At 70.3% G+C, this 18,396-nt stretch carries 17 protein-coding genes and 2 pseudogenes; 15 read left to right on the forward strand and 4 right to left on the reverse strand.

Going from position 1 to position 18,396, the window contains the following annotated elements; translation table 11 throughout:
- Positions 1–12: 12 nt before the first annotated feature.
- The 8 genes and pseudogenes from QQY66_RS05995 (at position 13) to QQY66_RS06030 (ending at position 7,693) form a co-directional block, all read left to right on the forward strand.
- The gene (locus QQY66_RS05995; RefSeq protein ID WP_301978029.1) at positions 13–936 is read left to right on the forward strand and encodes an NAD(P)/FAD-dependent oxidoreductase; all 924 of its coding nucleotides are present in this window, start codon (positions 13–15) and stop codon (positions 934–936) included.
- Positions 937–1,036: 100 nt separating this feature from the next.
- Entirely contained in the window at positions 1,037–2,575 is a 1,539-nt protein-coding gene (locus tag QQY66_RS06000) for an ATP-dependent DNA ligase (protein WP_301978030.1), read from the forward strand.
- Positions 2,572–3,030, forward strand: a complete 459-nt coding sequence (locus QQY66_RS06005) for an NUDIX domain-containing protein (protein ID WP_301978031.1) — start codon at positions 2,572–2,574, stop codon at positions 3,028–3,030. Before QQY66_RS06000 ends, QQY66_RS06005 begins: the two co-directional genes overlap by 4 nt.
- A gap of 74 nt (positions 3,031–3,104) precedes the next feature.
- Positions 3,105–4,490 carry an NADP-dependent succinic semialdehyde dehydrogenase gene (locus QQY66_RS06010; protein WP_301978032.1) on the forward strand — a complete coding sequence of 462 codons (1,386 nt, stop codon included), beginning with the start codon at positions 3,105–3,107 and terminating at the stop codon, positions 4,488–4,490.
- A gap of 25 nt (positions 4,491–4,515) precedes the next feature.
- Entirely contained in the window at positions 4,516–4,752 is a 237-nt protein-coding gene (locus QQY66_RS06015; protein ID WP_210571140.1) for a DUF6213 family protein, read from the forward strand.
- 74 nt (positions 4,753–4,826) lie between these two features.
- The gene (locus QQY66_RS06020; protein WP_301978033.1) at positions 4,827–5,936 is read left to right on the forward strand and encodes a type III polyketide synthase; all 1,110 of its coding nucleotides are present in this window, start codon (positions 4,827–4,829) and stop codon (positions 5,934–5,936) included.
- Positions 5,937–5,950: 14 nt separating this feature from the next.
- Positions 5,951–7,164, forward strand: a pseudogene (locus QQY66_RS06025) (cytochrome P450).
- A gap of 7 nt (positions 7,165–7,171) precedes the next feature.
- Positions 7,172–7,693, forward strand: coding sequence for a cupin domain-containing protein (locus QQY66_RS06030; RefSeq protein ID WP_301978035.1), 522 nt, complete (start codon positions 7,172–7,174; stop codon positions 7,691–7,693).
- Between the two features lie 58 nt (positions 7,694–7,751).
- On the opposite strand, the gene QQY66_RS06035 is transcribed toward QQY66_RS06030, so the two are convergent.
- A complete protein-coding gene (locus QQY66_RS06035; RefSeq protein WP_301978036.1) occupies positions 7,752–8,969 on the reverse strand; it encodes an acyl-CoA dehydrogenase family protein in 1,218 nt (405 codons plus the stop codon).
- A gap of 168 nt (positions 8,970–9,137) precedes the next feature.
- On the opposite strand from QQY66_RS06035, the gene QQY66_RS06040 reads away from it, so the two are divergent.
- On the forward strand, positions 9,138–9,779 hold the full coding sequence (locus QQY66_RS06040; protein ID WP_301978037.1) for a TetR family transcriptional regulator: 642 nt from the start codon (positions 9,138–9,140) through the stop codon (positions 9,777–9,779).
- A gap of 55 nt (positions 9,780–9,834) precedes the next feature.
- On the opposite strand, the gene def is transcribed toward QQY66_RS06040, so the two are convergent.
- Positions 9,835–10,389 (reverse strand): peptide deformylase, encoded by a 555-nt coding sequence (gene def, locus QQY66_RS06045; RefSeq protein WP_301978038.1) that lies wholly within the window; start codon positions 10,387–10,389, stop codon positions 9,835–9,837.
- Positions 10,390–10,500: 111 nt separating this feature from the next.
- Here def and QQY66_RS06050 point away from each other — a divergent pair, with 111 nt between their 5' ends.
- The 6 genes and pseudogenes from QQY66_RS06050 (at position 10,501) to QQY66_RS06075 (ending at position 15,286) form a co-directional block, all read left to right on the forward strand.
- Complete coding sequence (locus QQY66_RS06050) at positions 10,501–11,739, forward strand: MurT ligase domain-containing protein (RefSeq protein ID WP_301978039.1); 1,239 nt, start codon at positions 10,501–10,503, stop codon at positions 11,737–11,739.
- A gap of 16 nt (positions 11,740–11,755) precedes the next feature.
- Positions 11,756–12,484: a type 1 glutamine amidotransferase gene (locus tag QQY66_RS06055; RefSeq protein ID WP_301978040.1), complete on the forward strand. Its 729-nt coding sequence runs from the start codon at positions 11,756–11,758 to the stop codon at positions 12,482–12,484.
- 190 nt (positions 12,485–12,674) lie between these two features.
- Positions 12,675–13,700 (forward strand): 6-phosphofructokinase, encoded by a 1,026-nt coding sequence (locus QQY66_RS06060; protein ID WP_301978041.1) that lies wholly within the window; start codon positions 12,675–12,677, stop codon positions 13,698–13,700.
- A 113-nt stretch (positions 13,701–13,813) separates the two neighbouring features.
- Positions 13,814–14,764 (forward strand): cytochrome c oxidase assembly protein, encoded by a 951-nt coding sequence (locus QQY66_RS06065; RefSeq protein WP_301978042.1) that lies wholly within the window; start codon positions 13,814–13,816, stop codon positions 14,762–14,764.
- A 110-nt stretch (positions 14,765–14,874) separates the two neighbouring features.
- A pseudogene (locus tag QQY66_RS06070) lies at positions 14,875–15,102 on the forward strand (serine/threonine protein phosphatase); the annotation flags it as partial.
- A 13-nt stretch (positions 15,103–15,115) separates the two neighbouring features.
- On the forward strand, positions 15,116–15,286 hold the full coding sequence (locus QQY66_RS06075) for a hypothetical protein (protein WP_301978043.1): 171 nt from the start codon (positions 15,116–15,118) through the stop codon (positions 15,284–15,286).
- Between the two features lie 3 nt (positions 15,287–15,289).
- On the opposite strand, the gene QQY66_RS06080 is transcribed toward QQY66_RS06075, so the two are convergent.
- Positions 15,290–16,504, reverse strand: a complete 1,215-nt coding sequence (locus QQY66_RS06080) for a sensor histidine kinase (protein ID WP_301978044.1) — start codon at positions 16,502–16,504, stop codon at positions 15,290–15,292.
- A 172-nt stretch (positions 16,505–16,676) separates the two neighbouring features.
- On the reverse strand, positions 16,677–18,389 hold the full coding sequence (locus tag QQY66_RS06085) for a cation acetate symporter (protein ID WP_301978045.1): 1,713 nt from the start codon (positions 18,387–18,389) through the stop codon (positions 16,677–16,679).
- Between the last annotated feature and the right edge of the window lie 7 nt (positions 18,390–18,396).

Genomic DNA, 18,396 nt, shown 5'->3' on the forward strand with positions numbered 1-18,396 from the left:
GAGGTGGTCACCATGACCGAGACATACGAAGTGGTCGTCATCGGCGGCGGTACGGCGGGCCTGTCCGCCGCTCTCGTCCTGGGCCGGGCCCGGCGCCGCACGCTGGTGGTCGACGCGGGCGAGCCACGCAACGCGCCCGCCGCGCACATGCAGGGCTATCTGTCCCGCGACGGCATGTCCCCCGCCGAGTTCCTGGCGACCGGCCGCGAGGAGATCGCGCGGTACGGAGTCGAACTGGTCCGGGACACGGCCGTGGACGTCACCAAGGGCGAGGACTTCGCGGTCGAACTCGCGAGCGGACGGACGGTGCGCGCCCGCCGTCTCGTCGTCACCACCGGCCTCAAGGACGAGCTGCCGGACGTCTCCGGCGTCGCCGAGCGGTTCGGACGCGATGTGCTGCACTGCCCGTACTGCCATGGCTGGGAGGTGCGCGACCAGGCCTTCGGGGTGCTGGCGACCAGCCCGATGAGCGTGCACCAGGCCCTGATGGTCTCCCAGTGGTCCAAGGACGTGACCTTCTTCCTGCACGAGGTCGCCGAGGACGACCTGTCGGACGACGACCTGCGCAGGCTGGCCGCGGCCGGCGTGCACGTCGTCCCGGGCGAGGTCGCGGCACTGGTCGTCGAGGAGGACCGGCTGACCGGTGTGCGGCTCGCGGACGGTTCGACCTACGACCGTCAGGCCCTGTTCGTCGCGCCGCGCGCGGTCCCGCAGACCGGGCTGCTGGAGAAGCTGGGCGCCGAGATGAACGAGACCCCCTTCGGCTCCTATCCCGTGGTCGACTGGACGGGGCTGACGACCGTGCCGGGCGTGTGGGCCGCGGGCAACGCGATGGGGTTCGGCGAGCAGGTCGTGAACGCGGCGAGCGGCGGCTACCGTGCGGGCGCCACGATCAACGGGGAGCTGCTCTTCGCGGACCTCGACGCAACGCCCTGAGGGGCGCGGGGAACTGCGCGACCAGCCACGACGCACCGGCAGACAATCGACAGCCGTTCGTCCGGGTGAAGACCGGCGGAGCCCGTTGCACCATGGCTGCATGCTGCTGACCCGGCTGGCCCAGGTGTCCCGGGAGGTCGCCGCCACCTCGGCGCGGTCCCGGAAGATCGCGCTGCTCGCGGAGCTGTTCCGGGACGCGGAGGCGGACGACGTGCCGATCGTGATCCCGTATCTGGCGGGAAGGCTGCCCCAGGGGCGGCTCGGCGTCGGCTGGAAGGTGCTGAGCCGGCCGGTCTCCCCGGCCGCCGAGCCGACCCTGAGTGTGCGCGAGGTGGACGCCCTGCTCAGCGAGCTGGGCAAGGTGTCCGGGCCCGGTTCGCAGGCGGAACGGACCCGGCTGGTGGGCGAGTTGATGGGCGCGGCCACCGAGGACGAGCAGCGGTTCCTGCTCGGGCTGCTCACCGGTGAGGTACGGCAGGGCGCGCTGGACGCGGTGGCGGTCGAGGGCCTCGCGGTGGCGACCGGGGCGCCGTCGGCGGACGTACGGCGGGCGGTGATGCTCGCCGGGTCCCTCCAGACCGTCGCCCAGGCGCTGCTCGCGGACGGCCCGGCGTCGCTGGACCGCTTCCGGCTCACCGTCGGCCGCCCGGTCCTGCCGATGCTGGCGCACAGCGCGTCCTCGGTGGCCGAGGCGGTCGACAAGCTCGGCGCGTGCGCGGTCGAGGAGAAGCTCGACGGCATCCGCGTCCAGGTGCACCGGGACGGCGACACCGTGCGCGTCTACACCCGCACCCTCGACGACATCACCGACCGGCTGCCCGAACTGACCTCGGCGGCCCTGGAGTTGAACGGCGAGCGCTTCATCCTGGACGGCGAGGTGATCTCCTTCGGCGCGGACGGACGACCCCGTTCGTTCCAGGAGACCGCCGGGCGCGTCGGCTCCCGCGTGGACGTGGCGACGGCGGCCAAGGAGGTCCCCGTCTCCCCCGTCTTCTTCGACGCGCTGTCCGTCGGCGACCGCGACCTGCTCGACCTGCCGTTCGCCGAGCGGCACGCGGAGCTGGCCCGGCTGGTGCCCGAGCCGATGCGGGTCCGCCGCACGCTCGTCGACGGACCCGACGACATCGACGCGGCGGACGCCTTCCTCGCCGAGACCCTGAAGCGCGGCCACGAGGGAATCGTCGCCAAGGCCCTCGACGCCTCCTACAGCGCGGGCCGACGTGGCGCGTCCTGGCTGAAGGTCAAGCCGGTGCACACGCTCGACCTCGTCGTGCTGGCCGCCGAGTGGGGCCACGGCCGCCGCACCGGCAAGCTCTCCAACCTCCACCTGGGCGCGCGCAATCCCGACGGCTCCCTCGCCATGCTCGGCAAGACCTTCAAGGGCCTCACGGACGCCATGCTCACCTGGCAGACCGAGCGCCTCCAGGAGCTGGCCGTAGAGGACAACGGCTGGGTCGTCACCGTACGCCCGGAACTCGTAGTCGAGATCGCCTACGACGGTCTGCAGAAGTCCACCCGCTACCCGGCCGGCGTCACCCTCCGTTTCGCCCGCGTGGTCCGCTACCGCGAGGACAAGCGGCCGGAGGACGCGGACACGGTGGAGACGCTGCTGGCCGCACATCCCGAGGTGACGCCGTGAGGACGAGCGCCGGCCTGCTGTTGTTCCGGCACACGGACCAGGGCGTGGAGGTGTTGCTCGGGCATATGGGCGGCCCGTTCTTCGCGCGCCGTGACGCCGGGGCGTGGACCGTGCCCAAGGGCGAGTACGAACCCGACGAGCCCGCCTGGGACGCCGCCCGCCGTGAGTTCCAGGAGGAGCTGGGGCTGCCGCCGCCGGACGGCGAGGCGATCGACCTCGGCGAGGTCCGGCAGACAGGCGGCAAGATCGTCACCGTATGGGCGGTGGAGGCCGACCTCGACCCGGCTGCCGTCGTCCCCGGCACCTTCCGGATGGAGTGGCCGCCGAGATCCGGGCAGACGCAGGAGTTCCCCGAACTGGACCGGGTGGAGTGGTTCGGGCTCGACCGCGCCCGGGCCGTGATCGTGAAGGCTCAGTCCGCGTTTCTCGACCGGCTGGCGGAGCACTCGGGCTGAACAGCGGCCTACGCGTTGCGGTCCCCAGCGCCGCGCGGGAAGGTCGAACCAAAGCCGCCCTCAGGAGGTCAGCCATGCCCATCGCGACGGTGAACCCGGCGAACGGCGAGACGCTCAAGACGTACGAGGCCATGGGCGCCGAAGAACTGGAACGCAGGCTCCAGCTCGCCGAGGCCACGTTCCGTACCTATCGGGCCACCGGCTTCGCCGAGCGCGCCCTGCTGCTGCGCCGGGCCGCCGATCTCCTCGAGGAGGACCAGCAGGACATCGGCCGCGTCATGACCACCGAGATGGGCAAGCCGGTCAAGCAGGCCCGCGCGGAGGCCGCGAAGTGCGCCAAGGCGATGCGCTGGTACGCCGACCACACGGCCGAGCTCCTCGCCGACGAGGAACCCGCCGACGCCGACGTGCGGGACTCCGGCGCCTCCCGCGTCCTCGTCCGCTACCGGCCGCTGGGCCCGGTGCTCGCGGTCATGCCGTGGAACTTCCCGCTCTGGCAGGTCATCCGCTTCGCCGCGCCCGCGCTGATGGCGGGCAACGTCGGCCTCCTCAAACACGCCTCGAACGTCCCGCAGACCGCCCTCTACCTGGAGGACCTGTTCCACCGCGCCGGCTTCCCCGAGGGCTGCTTCCAGACCCTGCTCATCGGCTCCGGCGCGGTCGAGGAGATCCTGCGCGACGAGCGTGTCCGGGCGGCCACCCTCACCGGCAGCGAGCCCGCCGGCCGCGCGGTCGCGTCCGTCGCGGGGGAGATGGTGAAGAAGACGGTGCTGGAGCTGGGCGGCAGCGACCCGTACATCGTCATGCCCTCCGCCGACGTCGACCGGGCCGCCCAAGTCGCCGTCACCGCACGGGTGCAGAACAACGGCCAGTCCTGCATCGCCGCCAAGCGGTTCATCGTGCACGCCGATGTGTACGACGCGTTCGCCGAGCGGTTCGTCGCCGGCATGCGGGCGCTCACGGTCGGTGACCCGCTGGAGGAGGAGACCGAGGTCGGGCCGCTGGCCAGCGAGCAGGGCCGGGCGGACCTGGAGGAACTGGTGGACGACGCGGTGCGCAGCGGGGCGGCCGTGCTGTGCGGCGGCGAACGTCCCGGACAGGCCGGCTGGTGGTACCCGCCGACCGTCCTCACCGGCATCACCCGCGAGATGCGGATCCACCGCGAGGAGGCGTTCGGGCCGGTGGCCACGGTGTATCGCGCGGGTGACCTGGACGAGGCGGTGCTCATCGCCAACGACTCGTCGTTCGGGCTGAGTTCCAACGTCTGGACGCGCGACGGGGCCGAGGTCGACCGGTTCGTACGGGACCTGGAGGCGGGCGGCGTGTACGTCAACGGGATGACGGCGTCCCACCCGGCGTTCCCGTTCGGCGGAGTGAAGCGGTCCGGGTACGGGCGTGAGCTGTCCGGGCACGGAATCCGCGAGTTCTGCAACATCACGACCGTATGGCACGGAGCGTGAGGGTTCCGCGGCTACGATCCCCTTTGTGAACCGCGAAGTGACTCTGCCTCTGATCGTCGACGACCGCGGGACCTTGCAGGTGGCTGCCGCCGATGTCAGCAAGTTGTTGCGGACGGTGGGTGCGCGATGGCTGCACCTTGTCGAGGCCGGGCAGGAGGAGCTGGACGAGGACACGGTGGCGGCGCTGACGATCGAGCTGGCCAAGCTGGCCGACCGTATCGATGTCGCCTGTATCGCGCACAGCAGCGGGGGCACGCCGTAGGCGTTGGGCAAATCCAGTGATCCCCGATTTGGAGTAGTCCGGCGCGAGATAGTCGCCCCGTCGGGTGATCGTGAATGCACAACCTTCTGACCGGGGGGCGCAGGCCTTCCGGAAGGCGAAAGCAGGCACGGTTCATGGCGACTTTGTGCAGACCCTCGGTGTCCGTTCCAGAGCACGTGATCACGATGGAGGAGACGCTGGAGCTGGCTCGCTCCCGCCACTCCGACCACCCTCAACTGCCGCTGGCCCTCCGGCTGATCGAGAACACCGGCGTACGCACCCGGCACATCGTGCAGCCGATCGAGGAGACCCTGAAGCACCCCGGCTTCGAGCACCGCAACAAGGTCTACGAGGCCGAGGCGAAGGCCCGGGTCCCCGCGGTCGTACAGCGGGCCCTCGACGACGCGGAGCTGCTCACCACCGACATCGACGTGATCATCTATGTGTCGTGCACGGGCTTCATGATGCCCTCGCTCACGGCCTGGCTGATCAACGAGATGGACTTCGACAGCACCACCCGCCAGATCCCCATAGCCCAGCTGGGCTGCGCGGCCGGCGGGGCGGCGATCAACCGGGCGCACGACTTCTGCACGGCCTACCCCGAGGCCAACGCGCTCATCGTGGCCTGCGAGTTCTGCTCGCTGTGCTACCAGCCCACCGACCTCGGCGTCGGCTCGCTGCTGTCCAACGGCCTGTTCGGCGACGGCATCGCCGCCGCGGCGGTCCGCGGGCGCGGGGGCGAGGGGATCACGCTGGAGCGCAACGGGTCGTACCTGATCCCCAAGACCGAAGAGTGGATCATGTACGACGTCCGGGCCACCGGATTCCACTTCCTGCTGGACAAGCGGGTGCCGGCCACCATGGAGCCGCTCGCCCCGGCCCTGCAGGACCTCGCGGGCATGCACGGCTGGGACGCCGCCGACCTGGACTTCTACATAGTCCATGCGGGCGGGCCCCGAATACTCGACGACCTCAGCAAGTTTCTGCAGGTCGACCCGCACGCGTTCCGGTTCAGCCGGTCGACGCTCACCGAGTACGGCAACATCGCCAGCGCCGTCGTCCTGGACGCGCTGCGCCGGCTGTTCGAGGAGGGCGGCGCCGAACACAAGGCGCGCGGGCTCCTCGCCGGGTTCGGTCCCGGCATCACCGCCGAGATGGCCCTGGGCCGCTGGCACCGCAACTGACGAGACGACGTGAGATGACCGAAGAGACGATCACCGAGACCCTTCCCCCGTCCGGCACTGGCCGGCGCTCGACCTGTCGGGCGTGGACTTCGACCCCGTCCTCGGCCAGCTGATGGAAGAGGGCCCGGTCACCCGGATCCAGCTGCCCAACGGCGAGGGCTGGGCCTGGCTGGTCACCCGCTACGACGACGTACGCATGGTGACCAACGACCCCCGGTTCAGCCGCGAGGCCGTCATGGACCGGCAGGTCACCCGGCTCGCCCCGCACTTCATCCCGGCCCGCGGCGCCGTCGGCTTCCTGGACCCGCCGGACCACACCCGGCTGCGCCGCTCGGTGGCCGCCGCGTTCACCGCGAAGGGCGTGGAGCGGGTACGGGAGAAGTCGCGCCGCATGCTGGACGAGCTGGTCGACGAACTCCTCCAGGACGGCCCGCCCGCCGACCTCACCGAGACGGTGCTCAGCCCCTTCCCCATCGCCGTGATCTGCGAGCTGATGGGCGTCCCGGCCGCCGACCGGCACGGCATGCACACCTGGACCCAGCTCATCCTGTCCTCCTCGCACGGCGCCGACGTCAGCGAGAAGGCCAAGAACGAGATGGGCGCCTACTTCGCCGACCTCATCGGCATGCGCGAGGGCAGCACCGGCGAGGACGTCACCTCCCTGCTCGGCGCGGCCGTCGGCAAGGGCGAGGTGACGCTGGAGGAGGCCGTCGGGCTCGCGGTGCTCCTCCAGATCGGCGGCGAGGCGGTCACCAACAACAGCGGGCAGATGTTCTACATCCTGCTGACCCGCCCCGACCTCGCCGCCCGGCTGCGCGCCGAGCCGGAGATCCGCCCCCAGGCCATCGACGAGCTGCTGCGCTACATCCCGCACCGCAACGCCGTCGGGCTGTCCCGGATCGCGATGGAGGACGTCGGCATCAAGGGCGTACGGATCCGGGCGGGCGACGCGATCTACGTGTCGTACCTCGCCGCCAACCGCGACCCGGACGTCTTCCCGCAGCCGGAGATGATCGACTTCTCCCGCGACCCCAACCCCCACGTCTCCTTCGGCTTCGGCCCGCACTACTGCCCCGGCGGCATGCTGGCCCGGCTGGAGTCCGAGCTCCTCGTCGACGCGCTCCTCGACCGGGTGCCGGGACTGAAACTCGCCGTGCCGCCCCGGGAAGTGCCCTTCAAGAAGGGCGCGTTGATCCGTGGGCCCGAGGCCCTGCCGGTCACGTGGTGAGACGCCGATGACGGCGACGGAGGGGCTCCTCGTACCACCGGGCCACGGCCGGGTCGTCCAGACACCGGCCCAGCACGTGACCTTCAAGGTGACCGGCACGCACTCCCGGACGGCCTCCACCTTCGAGGTGCTCGTCCCTCCGGGCTTCGACGTCGGCGCCCATGTGCACACGCGCAGCGAGGAGTTGTTCTACGTCCTGGAAGGCGAGCTGGACGTCCTCGCCTTCGAGCCGCGTATCCGCACCCCCGACAACTGGCAGAAGTGGGAGTCGAGTTCGGGCAGCAGGGTGGTTCGGGCGACCCCGGGCACGGTCATCGTCGTCCCGCCCGGCTGCCCGCACGCCTTCGCCAACCCGACGGACACCCAGGCCAAGATGTTCTTCCAGGCGTCCCCGCCACCGGATCACGAGCGGTATTTCGAGGAGTTGCTGGAGATCCTGGGGAGCGGGGGTCCGCCGGATCATGCGGCGATCGAGGAGTTGCGGAGACGGTACGACATTGAGCAACTGACTCCACTCCGGCACAGGTGACTGACCTCAGGGGCGCGGGGAACTGCGCGACCAGCCCCCACAACCCGCAGCCGCGCAACTACCGAATGGACATCCCCGAAAGCGTCCGGGCAATCACCAGCCGCTGAATCTCACTGGTCCCCTCGAAAATCGTGTAGATCGCCGAATCCCGGTGCATCCGCTCCACCGGATACTCCCGCGTGTACCCGTTCCCACCCAGGATCTGGATCGCCTGGGCGGTCACCTTCTTCGCCGTCTCGCTCGCGAACAGCTTGGACATCGAGCCCTCGGCCGCCGTGAACGGCTTCCCGTTGACCGCCATCCAGGACGCACGCCAGACCAGCAGACGGGCCGCGTCGATGGACGTCCGCATGTCCGCGATCTCGAACGCCACACCCTGGTTGTCGATGATCGGGCGCCCGAACTGCTCACGGGTCGTGGCGTAGTCGAGGGCCACCTCGTACGCGGCACGGGCGGTACCCACCGCCATGGCGCCCACCGCCGGGCGGCTCGCTTCGAACGTGGCCATCGCCGCGTTCCTGACCCGCTCACCGCCGGAGGCCTTGGCACGGGCGAGGCGCTCGTCCAGCTTCGCCTTGCCACCGAGCAGGCAGGAGCCGGGAATCCGCACGTTGTCCAGGACGACCTCGGCGGTGTGCGAGGCGCGGATGCCGTGCTTCTTGAACTTCTGGCCCTGGGACAGGCCAGGAGTGTTCGGCGGGACGATGAAGGAGGCGTGGCCCTTGGAGCCGAGGTCCGGGTCGACGACGGCGACGACGACATGGACGTTGGCAATGCCGCCGTTGGTCGCCCAGGTCTTCGTGCCGTTGAGCACCCACTCGTCCTTGGCCTCGTCGTACACGGCACGCGTCCGCATGGAGGCCACATCGGAGCCGGCGTCGGGCTCGGAGGAGCAGAACGCGGCGACCTTGACATCGTTGGCATCGCCGTACATCTGGGGAATCCAGGTGCCGATCTGTTCCTCGGTGCCGTTGGCGAGGACGCCGACTGCGGCGAGGCCCGTGCCGACGATGGACAGGGCGATGCCCGCGTCGCCCCAGAACAGCTCCTCCATGGCCATGGGGATGCCGAGGCCGGTGGGGTCGAAGTACTGCTGGGCGTAGAAGTCCAGGGAGTAGATGCCGACCTTGGCGGCCTCCTGGATGACAGGCCAGGGAGTCTCCTCACGCTCGTCCCATTCGGCGGCTGCGGGACGGATGACGTCGGCGGCGAAACCGTGCAGCCAGTCCCGGACCTCCTTCTGTTCGTCGTTGAGCTCCATGGTGAACTCGGCCATGTCCCCTCCAGCAGCACGCACTATCCTGTTACTTGCGGTAACAAACAGTCTGTTACCGACCGGTAGGAAAAGTCAACTCCTGACGACGGCTCGGCCGCCAGTTCGATGTCAGGAACGTAATGAGTGTTAGTTTGCGCAGGCGTCACCGATCGAGCAGGGGGAGATCACATGGACACCACACAGCGGACCGATCAGCAGCGCTCCGCCGACCGCCGGCGGCGTGAGCTGCTGGAGGCCGCGGACAGAGTGGTGCTGCGCGACGGCCCGCAGGCCTCGATGAACGCGATCGCGGCGGAAGCGGGCATCACGAAGCCGATCCTCTACCGGCACTTCGGTGACAAGGGCGGACTTTACGCAGCCCTTGCCAAGCGGCACACCGATGCGCTGCTGGATTCCCTGCGGGCCGCGTTGGACGCCCCCGCGGACCGGCGGGAGCGGGTCGAGGCCACGCTCGACACGTATCTCGCGGCGATCGAGGCACGTCCTCAGGTGTACCGGTTCCTGATGCATCCGTCCGAGGGGTCGGTGAGTGACCACGGGTTCGATGTCGGCGTTCAGTCGGGGCCGCTGCTGCGGCGGATGGGCGAGGAGTTGGCCCAGGTCATCGAGGACCGGCTGGATCTCGGGCCGGGGAGCCAGCAGTTGGCTCGGGTGTGGGGGCATGGGATCGTCGGGATGATGCATGCGGCCGGGGATTGGTGGCTGGGGGAACGGCCGTGTTCTCGGGCCGAGTTGGTGCGGAGTCTGGCCGACCTGTTGTGGGGACGACTGGCTGCCGCCGGCGACAAGGTGGGGGGTCCGGGGTTCTGACGGTTGTCTGCTGTCTGCGGGTCGTGGGGGCTGGTCGCGCAGTTCCCCGCGCCCCTCAGGTGGGAACAGTCCCCCTGACCCAAGAAGCTCGCGTTACCTGTCGCATCAGTCGCCTGTAGCGCCAGCCCGTCAAGTGGTCCGCGTACACCCTCCCCTCCAGGTGGTCGCACTCGTGCTGCAGGCACCGTGCGAAGAAGCCCGTGCCATGAACCGTGATCGGCTCTCCCGTCATCGTGAAGCCCTCGACCACCGCATGGTCGTACCGCTCCGTCCCCGCCTCCAGGCCCGGTAGGGAGAGGCAGCCCTCCGGGCCGCGGATCACGACTCCGTCGGCCTCGACAAGGCGGGGGTTCACCACGTGGCCGAGGTGGCGTACGTCCTCGTCGTCCGGGCAGTCGTAGACGAACACCCGCAAGGGCTCACCGATCTGATTCGCTGCCAGGCCGACTCCCTGGGCCGCGTACATCGTCGCGAACAGGTCTTCGACGAGGGCCGTGAGGGCCGGACCGAAGTCGGTCACCTCGCGGCACCGCTCATGCAGCAGCGGCGCACCGAGCAGGGTGAGGGGCCGGACGCGCCCGTGCGCGCCCGGAATGGAGCCGTTTCGCATGGCCGCAAGGGTACGGCGATTCGGGAGTGCGAATGGATCTCGATAGGCTGACCACCACCACGTTGCCGTCAGGCAGAGGCGCGGCGCGTACGCAAGGAGGATCGAGAACTGATGGCAGGCAACTCGGACCCGCTCACGCCGCGGGCCAAGCTGGCCGTGACCGCGGGCAAGGCGGTCGCGGCGGCGTCGCGTGCCGCGGGGCGCGGGAGCGGTTCGGTGATCGGTGGCCGCGTGGCACTCAAGCTCGACCCCGACCTCCTCGCCCGGCTCGCCCAGAACCTGGATGTGATCCTGGTGTCGGCGACCAACGGCAAGACCACGACGACCCGGCTGATCGCCGAGGCCCTGCGCGCCGCGGGCCCGGTCGTCTCGAACGCGCTCGGAGCCAACATGCCCGCCGGCATCACCTCCGCGCTGGCCGGTGGGTCCGACGCGCGGTACGGCGTGATCGAGGTCGACGAGAAGTACCTCGCCGGGGTGGCCCGGGACACCGACCCGAAGTGCATCGCCCTGCTCAACCTCTCCCGCGACCAGCTCGATCGCGCCGCCGAGACCCGGATGCTCGCCGAGAACTGGCGGGAGGGGCTCGCGGGCTCCAAGGCCGTGGTCGTCGCCAACGCCGACGACCCGCTCGTGGTGTGGGCCGCCTCCTCCTCCCCCAACGTGATCTGGGTCGCCGCCGGCCAGATGTGGAAGGACGACGCCTGGTCCTGCCCGTCCTGCGGTGGCGTGATGCAGCGGCCGGGCGACGACTGGTTCTGCGGTGAGTGCGGTTTCCGGCGGCCCACGCCGAGCTGGGCGCTGTCGGGCGACCACGTGCTCGACCCGCACGGCTCGGCCTGGCCCATTCACCTTCAGCTGCCCGGCCGGGCCAACAAGGCCAACGCCGCCTCGTCGGCCGCCGTCGCCGCCGTGTTCGGGGTGCCGCCGCAGGTCGCGCTGGAGCGGATGTACCAGGTGCAGGCCGTGGCCGGGCGCTATGACGTGGTGCAGTTCATGGAGCGCGATCTGCGGCTGCTCCTCGCGAAGAACCCGGCCGGCTGGCTGGAGACGTTCTCGCTCATCGACCCACCGCCCACCCCGGTGATCCTCTCCGTGAACGCGCGCGGCGCCGACGGCACCGACACCTCCTGGCTGTGGGACGTCGACTACACGCGGCTGACCGGGCACCCGATCTGCGTCATCGGCGACCGCAGGCTGGACCTCGCGGTACGTCTGGAGGTCGCGAACCAGCACTTCCAGGTCTGCGAGAACCTCGACGAGGCCGTGCAGCTGAGCCCGCCCGGCCGGATCGAGGTCATCGCCAACTACACCGCCTTCCAGGACCTGCGCCGCCGCGTCGGCAACTGACACACAGGGGACTTTTGTGAGCGACAACAGCCTGCGGGTCGTCTGGATCTATCCCGACCTGCTCAGCACATACGGTGACCAGGGCAACGTCCTGGTCGTGGAGCGCCGGGCCCGGCAGCGCGGCCTCGACGTGGCCCGCCTGGACGTCCGCAGCGACCAGCCGATCCCGACGTCCGGCGACATCTATCTGATCGGCGGCGGCGAGGACCGGCCGCAGCGGCTCGCGGCCGAGCGGCTGCGGCGGGACGGCGGACTGCAGCGCGCCGTCGGCAACGGCGCGATCGTGTTCTCGGTGTGCGCGGGCTACCAGATCCTCGGCCACGAGTTCATCAACGACCTCGGCCGGCGCGAGCCCGGTCTCGGGCTGCTGGATGTGGTGTCCGCGCGCGGTGAGGGCGAGCGGTGCGTCGGCGACGTGCTCGGGGACATCGACCCGCGCCTCGGGCTGCCGCAGCTGACCGGCTTCGAGAACCACCAGGGCATCACTCACCTCGGCCCCACCGCCCGCCCCCTCGCCCAGGTGAAGCTCGGCAAGGGCAACGGCACGGGAGACGGTACGGAAGGCGCGTACAACGACACGGTGTTCGGTACCTACATGCACGGTCCGGTGCTGGCCCGTAACCCGCTCATCGCCGACCTGCTGCTGAAGCTGGCGCTGGACGTGAACGCGCTGCCGCCGACCGACGACCGGTGGTACGAGGCGCTGCGGGGCGAGCGCATCTCGGCGGCACAGCAGCCTGCCTGAGCTGCCTGTACACCTGGGCTCCAGCCAGGCTTTACCAGCCCGTCTGACGCTGTGTCCGCACAGGTGAGCGGGGTCGTCCAGCAGGCGGACGCACGGTTCGGCCCCGCCCCTTCCTCCCGCTAGGGTGGCGGGGATCGAGCCGGACAACGTGGTCCGGTCCCCGGCCCACGTTGAGAAGGTATTTCGGGCTATGCGCATTGGTGTCCTCACGTCCGGCGGCGACTGCCCCGGCCTGAACGCCGTCATCCGGTCCGTCGTGCACCGTGCCGTCGCCGACCACGGCGACGAGGTCATCGGTTTCCGGGACGGCTGGAAGGGCCTCCTGGAGTGCGACTACCTCAAGCTCGACCTCGACGCGGTGGGCGGCATCCTCGCTCGCGGCGGCACGATCCTCGGTTCCTCCCGCGTCCAGCCGTCCCATCTGCGGGACGGTGTGGAGCGGGCGAAGGGCCATGTCGCGGAGCTCGGTCTCGACGCGATCATCCCGATCGGCGGCGAGGGCACGCTGAAGGCCGCCCGGCTGATGTCGGACAGCGGCCTGCCCATCGTCGGCGTGCCCAAGACCATCGACAACGACATCGCGGTCACCAACGTCACCTTCGGCTTCGACACGGCCGTGGGCGTGGCGACCGAGGCGCTGGACCGCCTCAAGACCACCGCCGAGTCCCACCAGCGTGTGCTCGTGGTCGAGGTCATGGGGCGCAATACCGGCTGGATCGCACTGCACTCCGGCATGGCGGCCGGCGCCCACGCCATCGTCGTACCGGAACGGCCTTTCGACATCGAGGAGTTGGCCGCGGTCGTCGGGGAGCGGTTCCAGGCCGGGAAGCGGTTCGCGATCGTCGTGGCGGCGGAAGGGGCCAAGCCGAAGCCGGGTTCCATGGCCTTCGACGAGGGCGGCAAGGACATCTACGGCCATGAGCGCTTCGCCGGGATCGCCCGTCAGCTGTCGATCGAGCTGGAGGAGCGGCTGGGGAAGGAAGCCCGGCCGGTGATTCTCGGGCATGTGCAGCGTGGGGGGACGCCGACCGCGTACGACCGTGTCCTTGCGACGCGGTTCGGGTGGCATGCGGTGGAGGCCGTGCACCGTGGGGAGTTCGGGAAGATGACGGCGCTTCGTGGGACCGACATTGTGATGGTGTCGCTGGCGGAGGCCGTCGAGAGGCTGAAGACGGTTCCCGCGGAACGATACGAAGAAGCAGAATGCGTGCTTTAGCTCAGATAGTGGCGAACTGAAGAGTCTGCCCCCGGCCGCAGCCGCGGCCGGGGGCAGTTCTAGTCTGTGTGCGGACAGACTTGCACAACCCCCACGAATCAGGAGCCGCCGGAATGGATCACAGCGGGCACGGCATGACCATGGATCTGCCGCCGTTCACGCTGGGGCGGGGTCTTCAGTGGTCGGCCAACCCGTTCTTCCTCGTCGCCTGTCTGGTGGGGCTCGCGCTGTACGCGTACGGCGTCGTGCGGCTGCGGCGGCGCGGTGACAGCTGGCCGGTGGGGCGGACGATCTCGTATGTCGTCGGTGTGCTGACCATCGCGCTCGTGATGTGCACGAAGCTGAACGACTACGGCATGGTGATGTTCAGTGTGCACATGGTGCAGCACATGGTGATCAGCATGCTGTCGCCGATCCTGATCCTGCTCGGCGCCCCGATCACGCTCGCGCTGCGGGTGCTGCCCGTCGCCGGCAAGGGGCGCAAGGGGCCGCGCGAGCTGCTGCTGGCGCTGCTGCACAGCCGGTACATGCAGCTCATCACGCATCCGGCCTTCACCATTCCGCTGTTCATCGCGAGCCTGTACGCGCTGTACTTCACGCCGCTCTTCGACTTCCTGATGGGGTCCAAGACGGGGCACATCACGATGATGGTGCACTTCCTCGCCGTGGGGGTCGTCTTCTTCTGGCCGATCATCGGCGTAGACCCGGGACCGCACCGGCCCGGCTATCTGATGCGGATGCTGGAGCTGTTCGCGGGCATGCCGTTCCACGCGTTCTTCGGTATCGCGTTGATGATGGCGTCCACGCCGATGGTCGAGACGTTCAAGAACCCGCCCGCCTCCCTCGCCATCGACGCACTCTCCGACCAGAACGCGGCCGGCGGGATCGCCTGGGCGTTCAGTGAGATCCCGTCGGTGCTGGTGCTGCTCGCGTTGTTGTTCCAGTGGCACAGCAGTGAGCAGCGGCAGGCGCGACGCAAGGACCGGGCGGCCGACCGGGACGGCGACAAGGAACTCGAGGCGTACAACGCCTATTTGGCCTCATTGGACGCACGGGGACACTGACCGGCTCACACCAGTTCTGCTGCGTCACGACACTCTCGTGAAGAACCACGACTACAAGAAGGGAAAGGCCGTCCCCGGCACCCGTTCGAACGCTGTTCGAGCCGTGGACGCTGCTTGGATTCACCCGACTGGCCGCCGACGTCACGCTGACCGGGGCGCGCACCGAGTCGGATGCGGCGTGCGCGCGGGATGTGCCGCCGCGGGACCACGCCTTCGATCCGTCGGTGTATCTGGCGGGGTCGTGGACGAGCGCGGGGGCATGGAAATCGGGAACGCATTTCGTCGTGTGCACCGTGCGGAGGCAGAACGGGGGCACCATGGAGGGGGACGAACCATGAGGAGGGTGTTGCGATGCCCGGTTCTTCGGACGGATCGACCAAGGCGATGGGGGTGCTCACGGTCGGCGGACTGGTCGTGGTGACCGCCTACACGGTGGCGCTCGGCAGCAGTGGCTGGCTGTGGTTCGGCTGGGTCGTGCTGGGGCTGATCACCCTCGGAATGATCGTCACCAAGAGCACGTGAGCGTCAGGGGCGGGTCAGCCGACTCGCGGAGTGCACGCCCGGCTGGTACTTCGGCAGCCGGGCGGTGACCTTCATGCCCGCTCCCACGGCGGTCTCGATGACGAGGCCGTAGTCGTCTCCGTACACCTGGCGGAGCCGGTCGTCGACGTTGGACAGGCCGATGCCGCCCGACGGGCTGGCCTCGCCGGCGAGGATGCGACGCAGGGCGACGGGGTCCATTCCGGCGCCGTCGTCCTCGATGACGACCAGTGCCTCGGCTCCGGCGTCCTGTGCGGTGATGCTGATGTGGCACTTGCCCGCGGACGCCGCCTTGCCTTCGAGCCCGTGCTTCACGGCGTTCTCGACGAGCGGCTGGAGGCACAGGAAGGGCAGGGCGACCGGCAGCACCTCCGGGGCGATCTGGAGGGTGACGGAGAGGCGGTCGCCGAAGCGTGCCCGGACGAGCGCCAAGTAGTGGTCGATGGCGTGGAGTTCGTCGGCGAGGGTGGTGAAGTCGCCGTGCCTGCGGAACGAGTAGCGGGTGAAGTCGGCGAATTCCAGGAGCAGTTCGCGGGCGCGCTCGGGGTCGGTGCGGACGAACGAGGCGATCACCGCGAGCGAGTTGAAGATGAAGTGGGGGGATATCTGGGCGCGCAGGGCCTTGATCTCGGCCTCGATGAGGCGGGTGCGGGACTGGTCCAGGTCGGCCAGCTCCAGCTGGACGGAGACCCAGCGGGCGACCTCACCGGCGGCGCGCACGAGCACCGCCGATTCGCGGGGCGCGCAGGCGACGAGCGCTCCGTGCACCCGGTCGTCGACGGTGAGCGGGGTGACGACGGCCCAGCGGACCGGGCAGTCGGGCGTCTCGCAGGTCAGCGGAAAGGCCTCGCCCCGACCCGACTCCAGGGGGCCGGCGAGACGGTCCATGATCTCTGTCCGGTGGTGGCCGCCCACCCCGTCCCAGACCAGGACCTCCTTCTGGTCCGTCAGGCACAGCGCATCCGTGCCGAGCAGCGTGCGCAGTCTGCGGGCCGACTTGCGGGCGGTCTCCTCGGTCAGGCCCGCGCGCAGCGGGGGCGCGGCGAGGGAGGCGGTGTGCAGGGTCTCGAACGTGGCGTGCTCGACCGGGGTGCCGAGGCCGACGAGGCTCTCGGGCCGTGCGGTGCGGCGGCCGAGCCAGAATCCGGCGGCCAGCAGCGGGAGGATCGCCACACACAGGCCGGCGATGAATCCGCTCATGCGCTCAGCTCCGCTGGAAGGGCCGCTATACACCGTCGACCGGCCGCGGCGCCGTCGTGGCTGGTCGCTCCCCCAAGTTCTCGGCTTCGCTCGAACCCGGGGGGACCCCCATCGCGGCGGTAGCCGCATATTTGATGCAGTCCCGCGCCCCTTCGGGGCACTGCCGAACCGCTCATGCCTTCACCTCCGTGCGCAGCTCCTCCGGCAGATGAAACCGGGCCAGGATCGCCGCCGTCCCCGCCGGTACGCGACTCGCCGTGGCCAGGGACACCAGCGCCATGGTGAGGAAGCCCAGCGGAACCGACCAGATGGCGGGCCAGGCGAGCAGGGCGTGGAAGGCGCCGCTGCCCGGGAAGCCCGCCATGGTCGCGGCGACGGCGACGAGTGCGGAGCCGCCGCCCACCAGCATCCCGGCGGCGGCACCGGGCGGGGTGAGCCGCCGCCACCAGATCCCGAGCACGAGCAGCGGGCAGAACGACGACGCGGACACGGCGAAGGCCAGCCCGACGGCGTCGGCGACCGGCAGGCCGCCCACCAGGACGCTGGCGGCCACGGGTACGGCCATCGCGAGGACCGTACCGAGCCTGAAGTGCCGTACGCCGCGCGACGGGAGCACGTCCTGGGTGAGCACGCCCGCCACGGCCATCGTCAGTCCCGACGCCGTCGACAGGAACGCGGCGAAGGCTCCCCCGGCGACCAGCGCGCCGAGCAGGTCGCCGCCGAGGCCGCCGATCATGCGGTCGGGCAGGAGCAGTACGGCGGCGTCCGCGTCGCCGGTGAGGGTGAGTTCGGGGGCGTACAGGCGGCCCAGGGCGCCGTAGACCGGAGGCAGCAGGTAGAACGCGCCGATCAGGCCCAGGACGGCGACGGTGGTGCGGCGGGCGGCGACGCCGTGCGGGCTGGTGTAGAAGCGGACGACGACGTGCGGCAGGCCCATGGTGCCGAGGAAAGTGGCGAGGATCAGTCCGTACGTCGCGTACAGCGGGCGTTCGCCGCGGCTCTCGGCCTGCGAGGGTGACAGGCTGCCGTCGCCGACGCGGTCGGCCTCGGGGACGGGGGCGCCCTTGTCGAAGGTCAGCCGGGTGCCGGCGTCGATGTGGTGGGTGCCGGCGGGGAGCCGCAGTGCGGTGTCCTCGTGGGCGCGGCCGTCGACGGTGCCGCTCACCGTGACCGTCAGCGGCGTGTCCAGCTTCATGTCGAGGCTGTCGTCGACGCGGACCACGCGCTGCTCGCGAAAGGTGGCCGGTTCCTCGAACGCGCGGGTCGGTGATCCGTCGCCCTGCCAGGCGAGGACCAGGAAGAGCGCGGGGACCAGCAGGGCGGTGAGCTTGAGCCAGTACTGGAAGGCCTGCACGAAGGTGATGCTGCGCATGCCGCCGGCGGCGACCGTGGCGACCACGACGACCGCGACGATCAGCCCGCCGAGGTAGTCCGGTGCGCCGGTGAGGACGGTCAACGTCAGCCCGGCCCCCTGGAGCTGCGGCAGCAGGTAGAGCCAGCCGACGCCGACGACGAAGGCGCCCGCGAGCCGCCGTACCGCCTGGGAGGCGAGGCGGGCCTCGGCGAAGTCGGGCAGCGTGTAGGCGCCGGAGCGGCGCAGCGGGGCGGCGACGAAGATCAGCAGCACCAGATAGCCCGCCGTGTAGCCGACGGGGTACCAGAGCATGTCGGGGCCCTGGACCAGGACCAGGCCCGCGATGCCCAGGAAGGAGGCGGCGGAGAGGTACTCGCCGCTGATGGCGGCCGCGTTGAGGCGGGGGCCGACGGTGCGGGAGGCGACGTAGAAGTCGGAGGTGGTGCGGGAGATGCGCAGGCCGAACGCGCCGACGAGGACCGTCGCGAGGACGACGAGGGCGACGGCGGGGACGGCGTAGCTGGAGTTCATCGGTCCG

The sequence above is a fragment of the Streptomyces sp. DG2A-72 genome (assembly GCF_030499575.1).
In the GTDB taxonomy this organism is placed as follows: domain Bacteria; phylum Actinomycetota; class Actinomycetes; order Streptomycetales; family Streptomycetaceae; genus Streptomyces.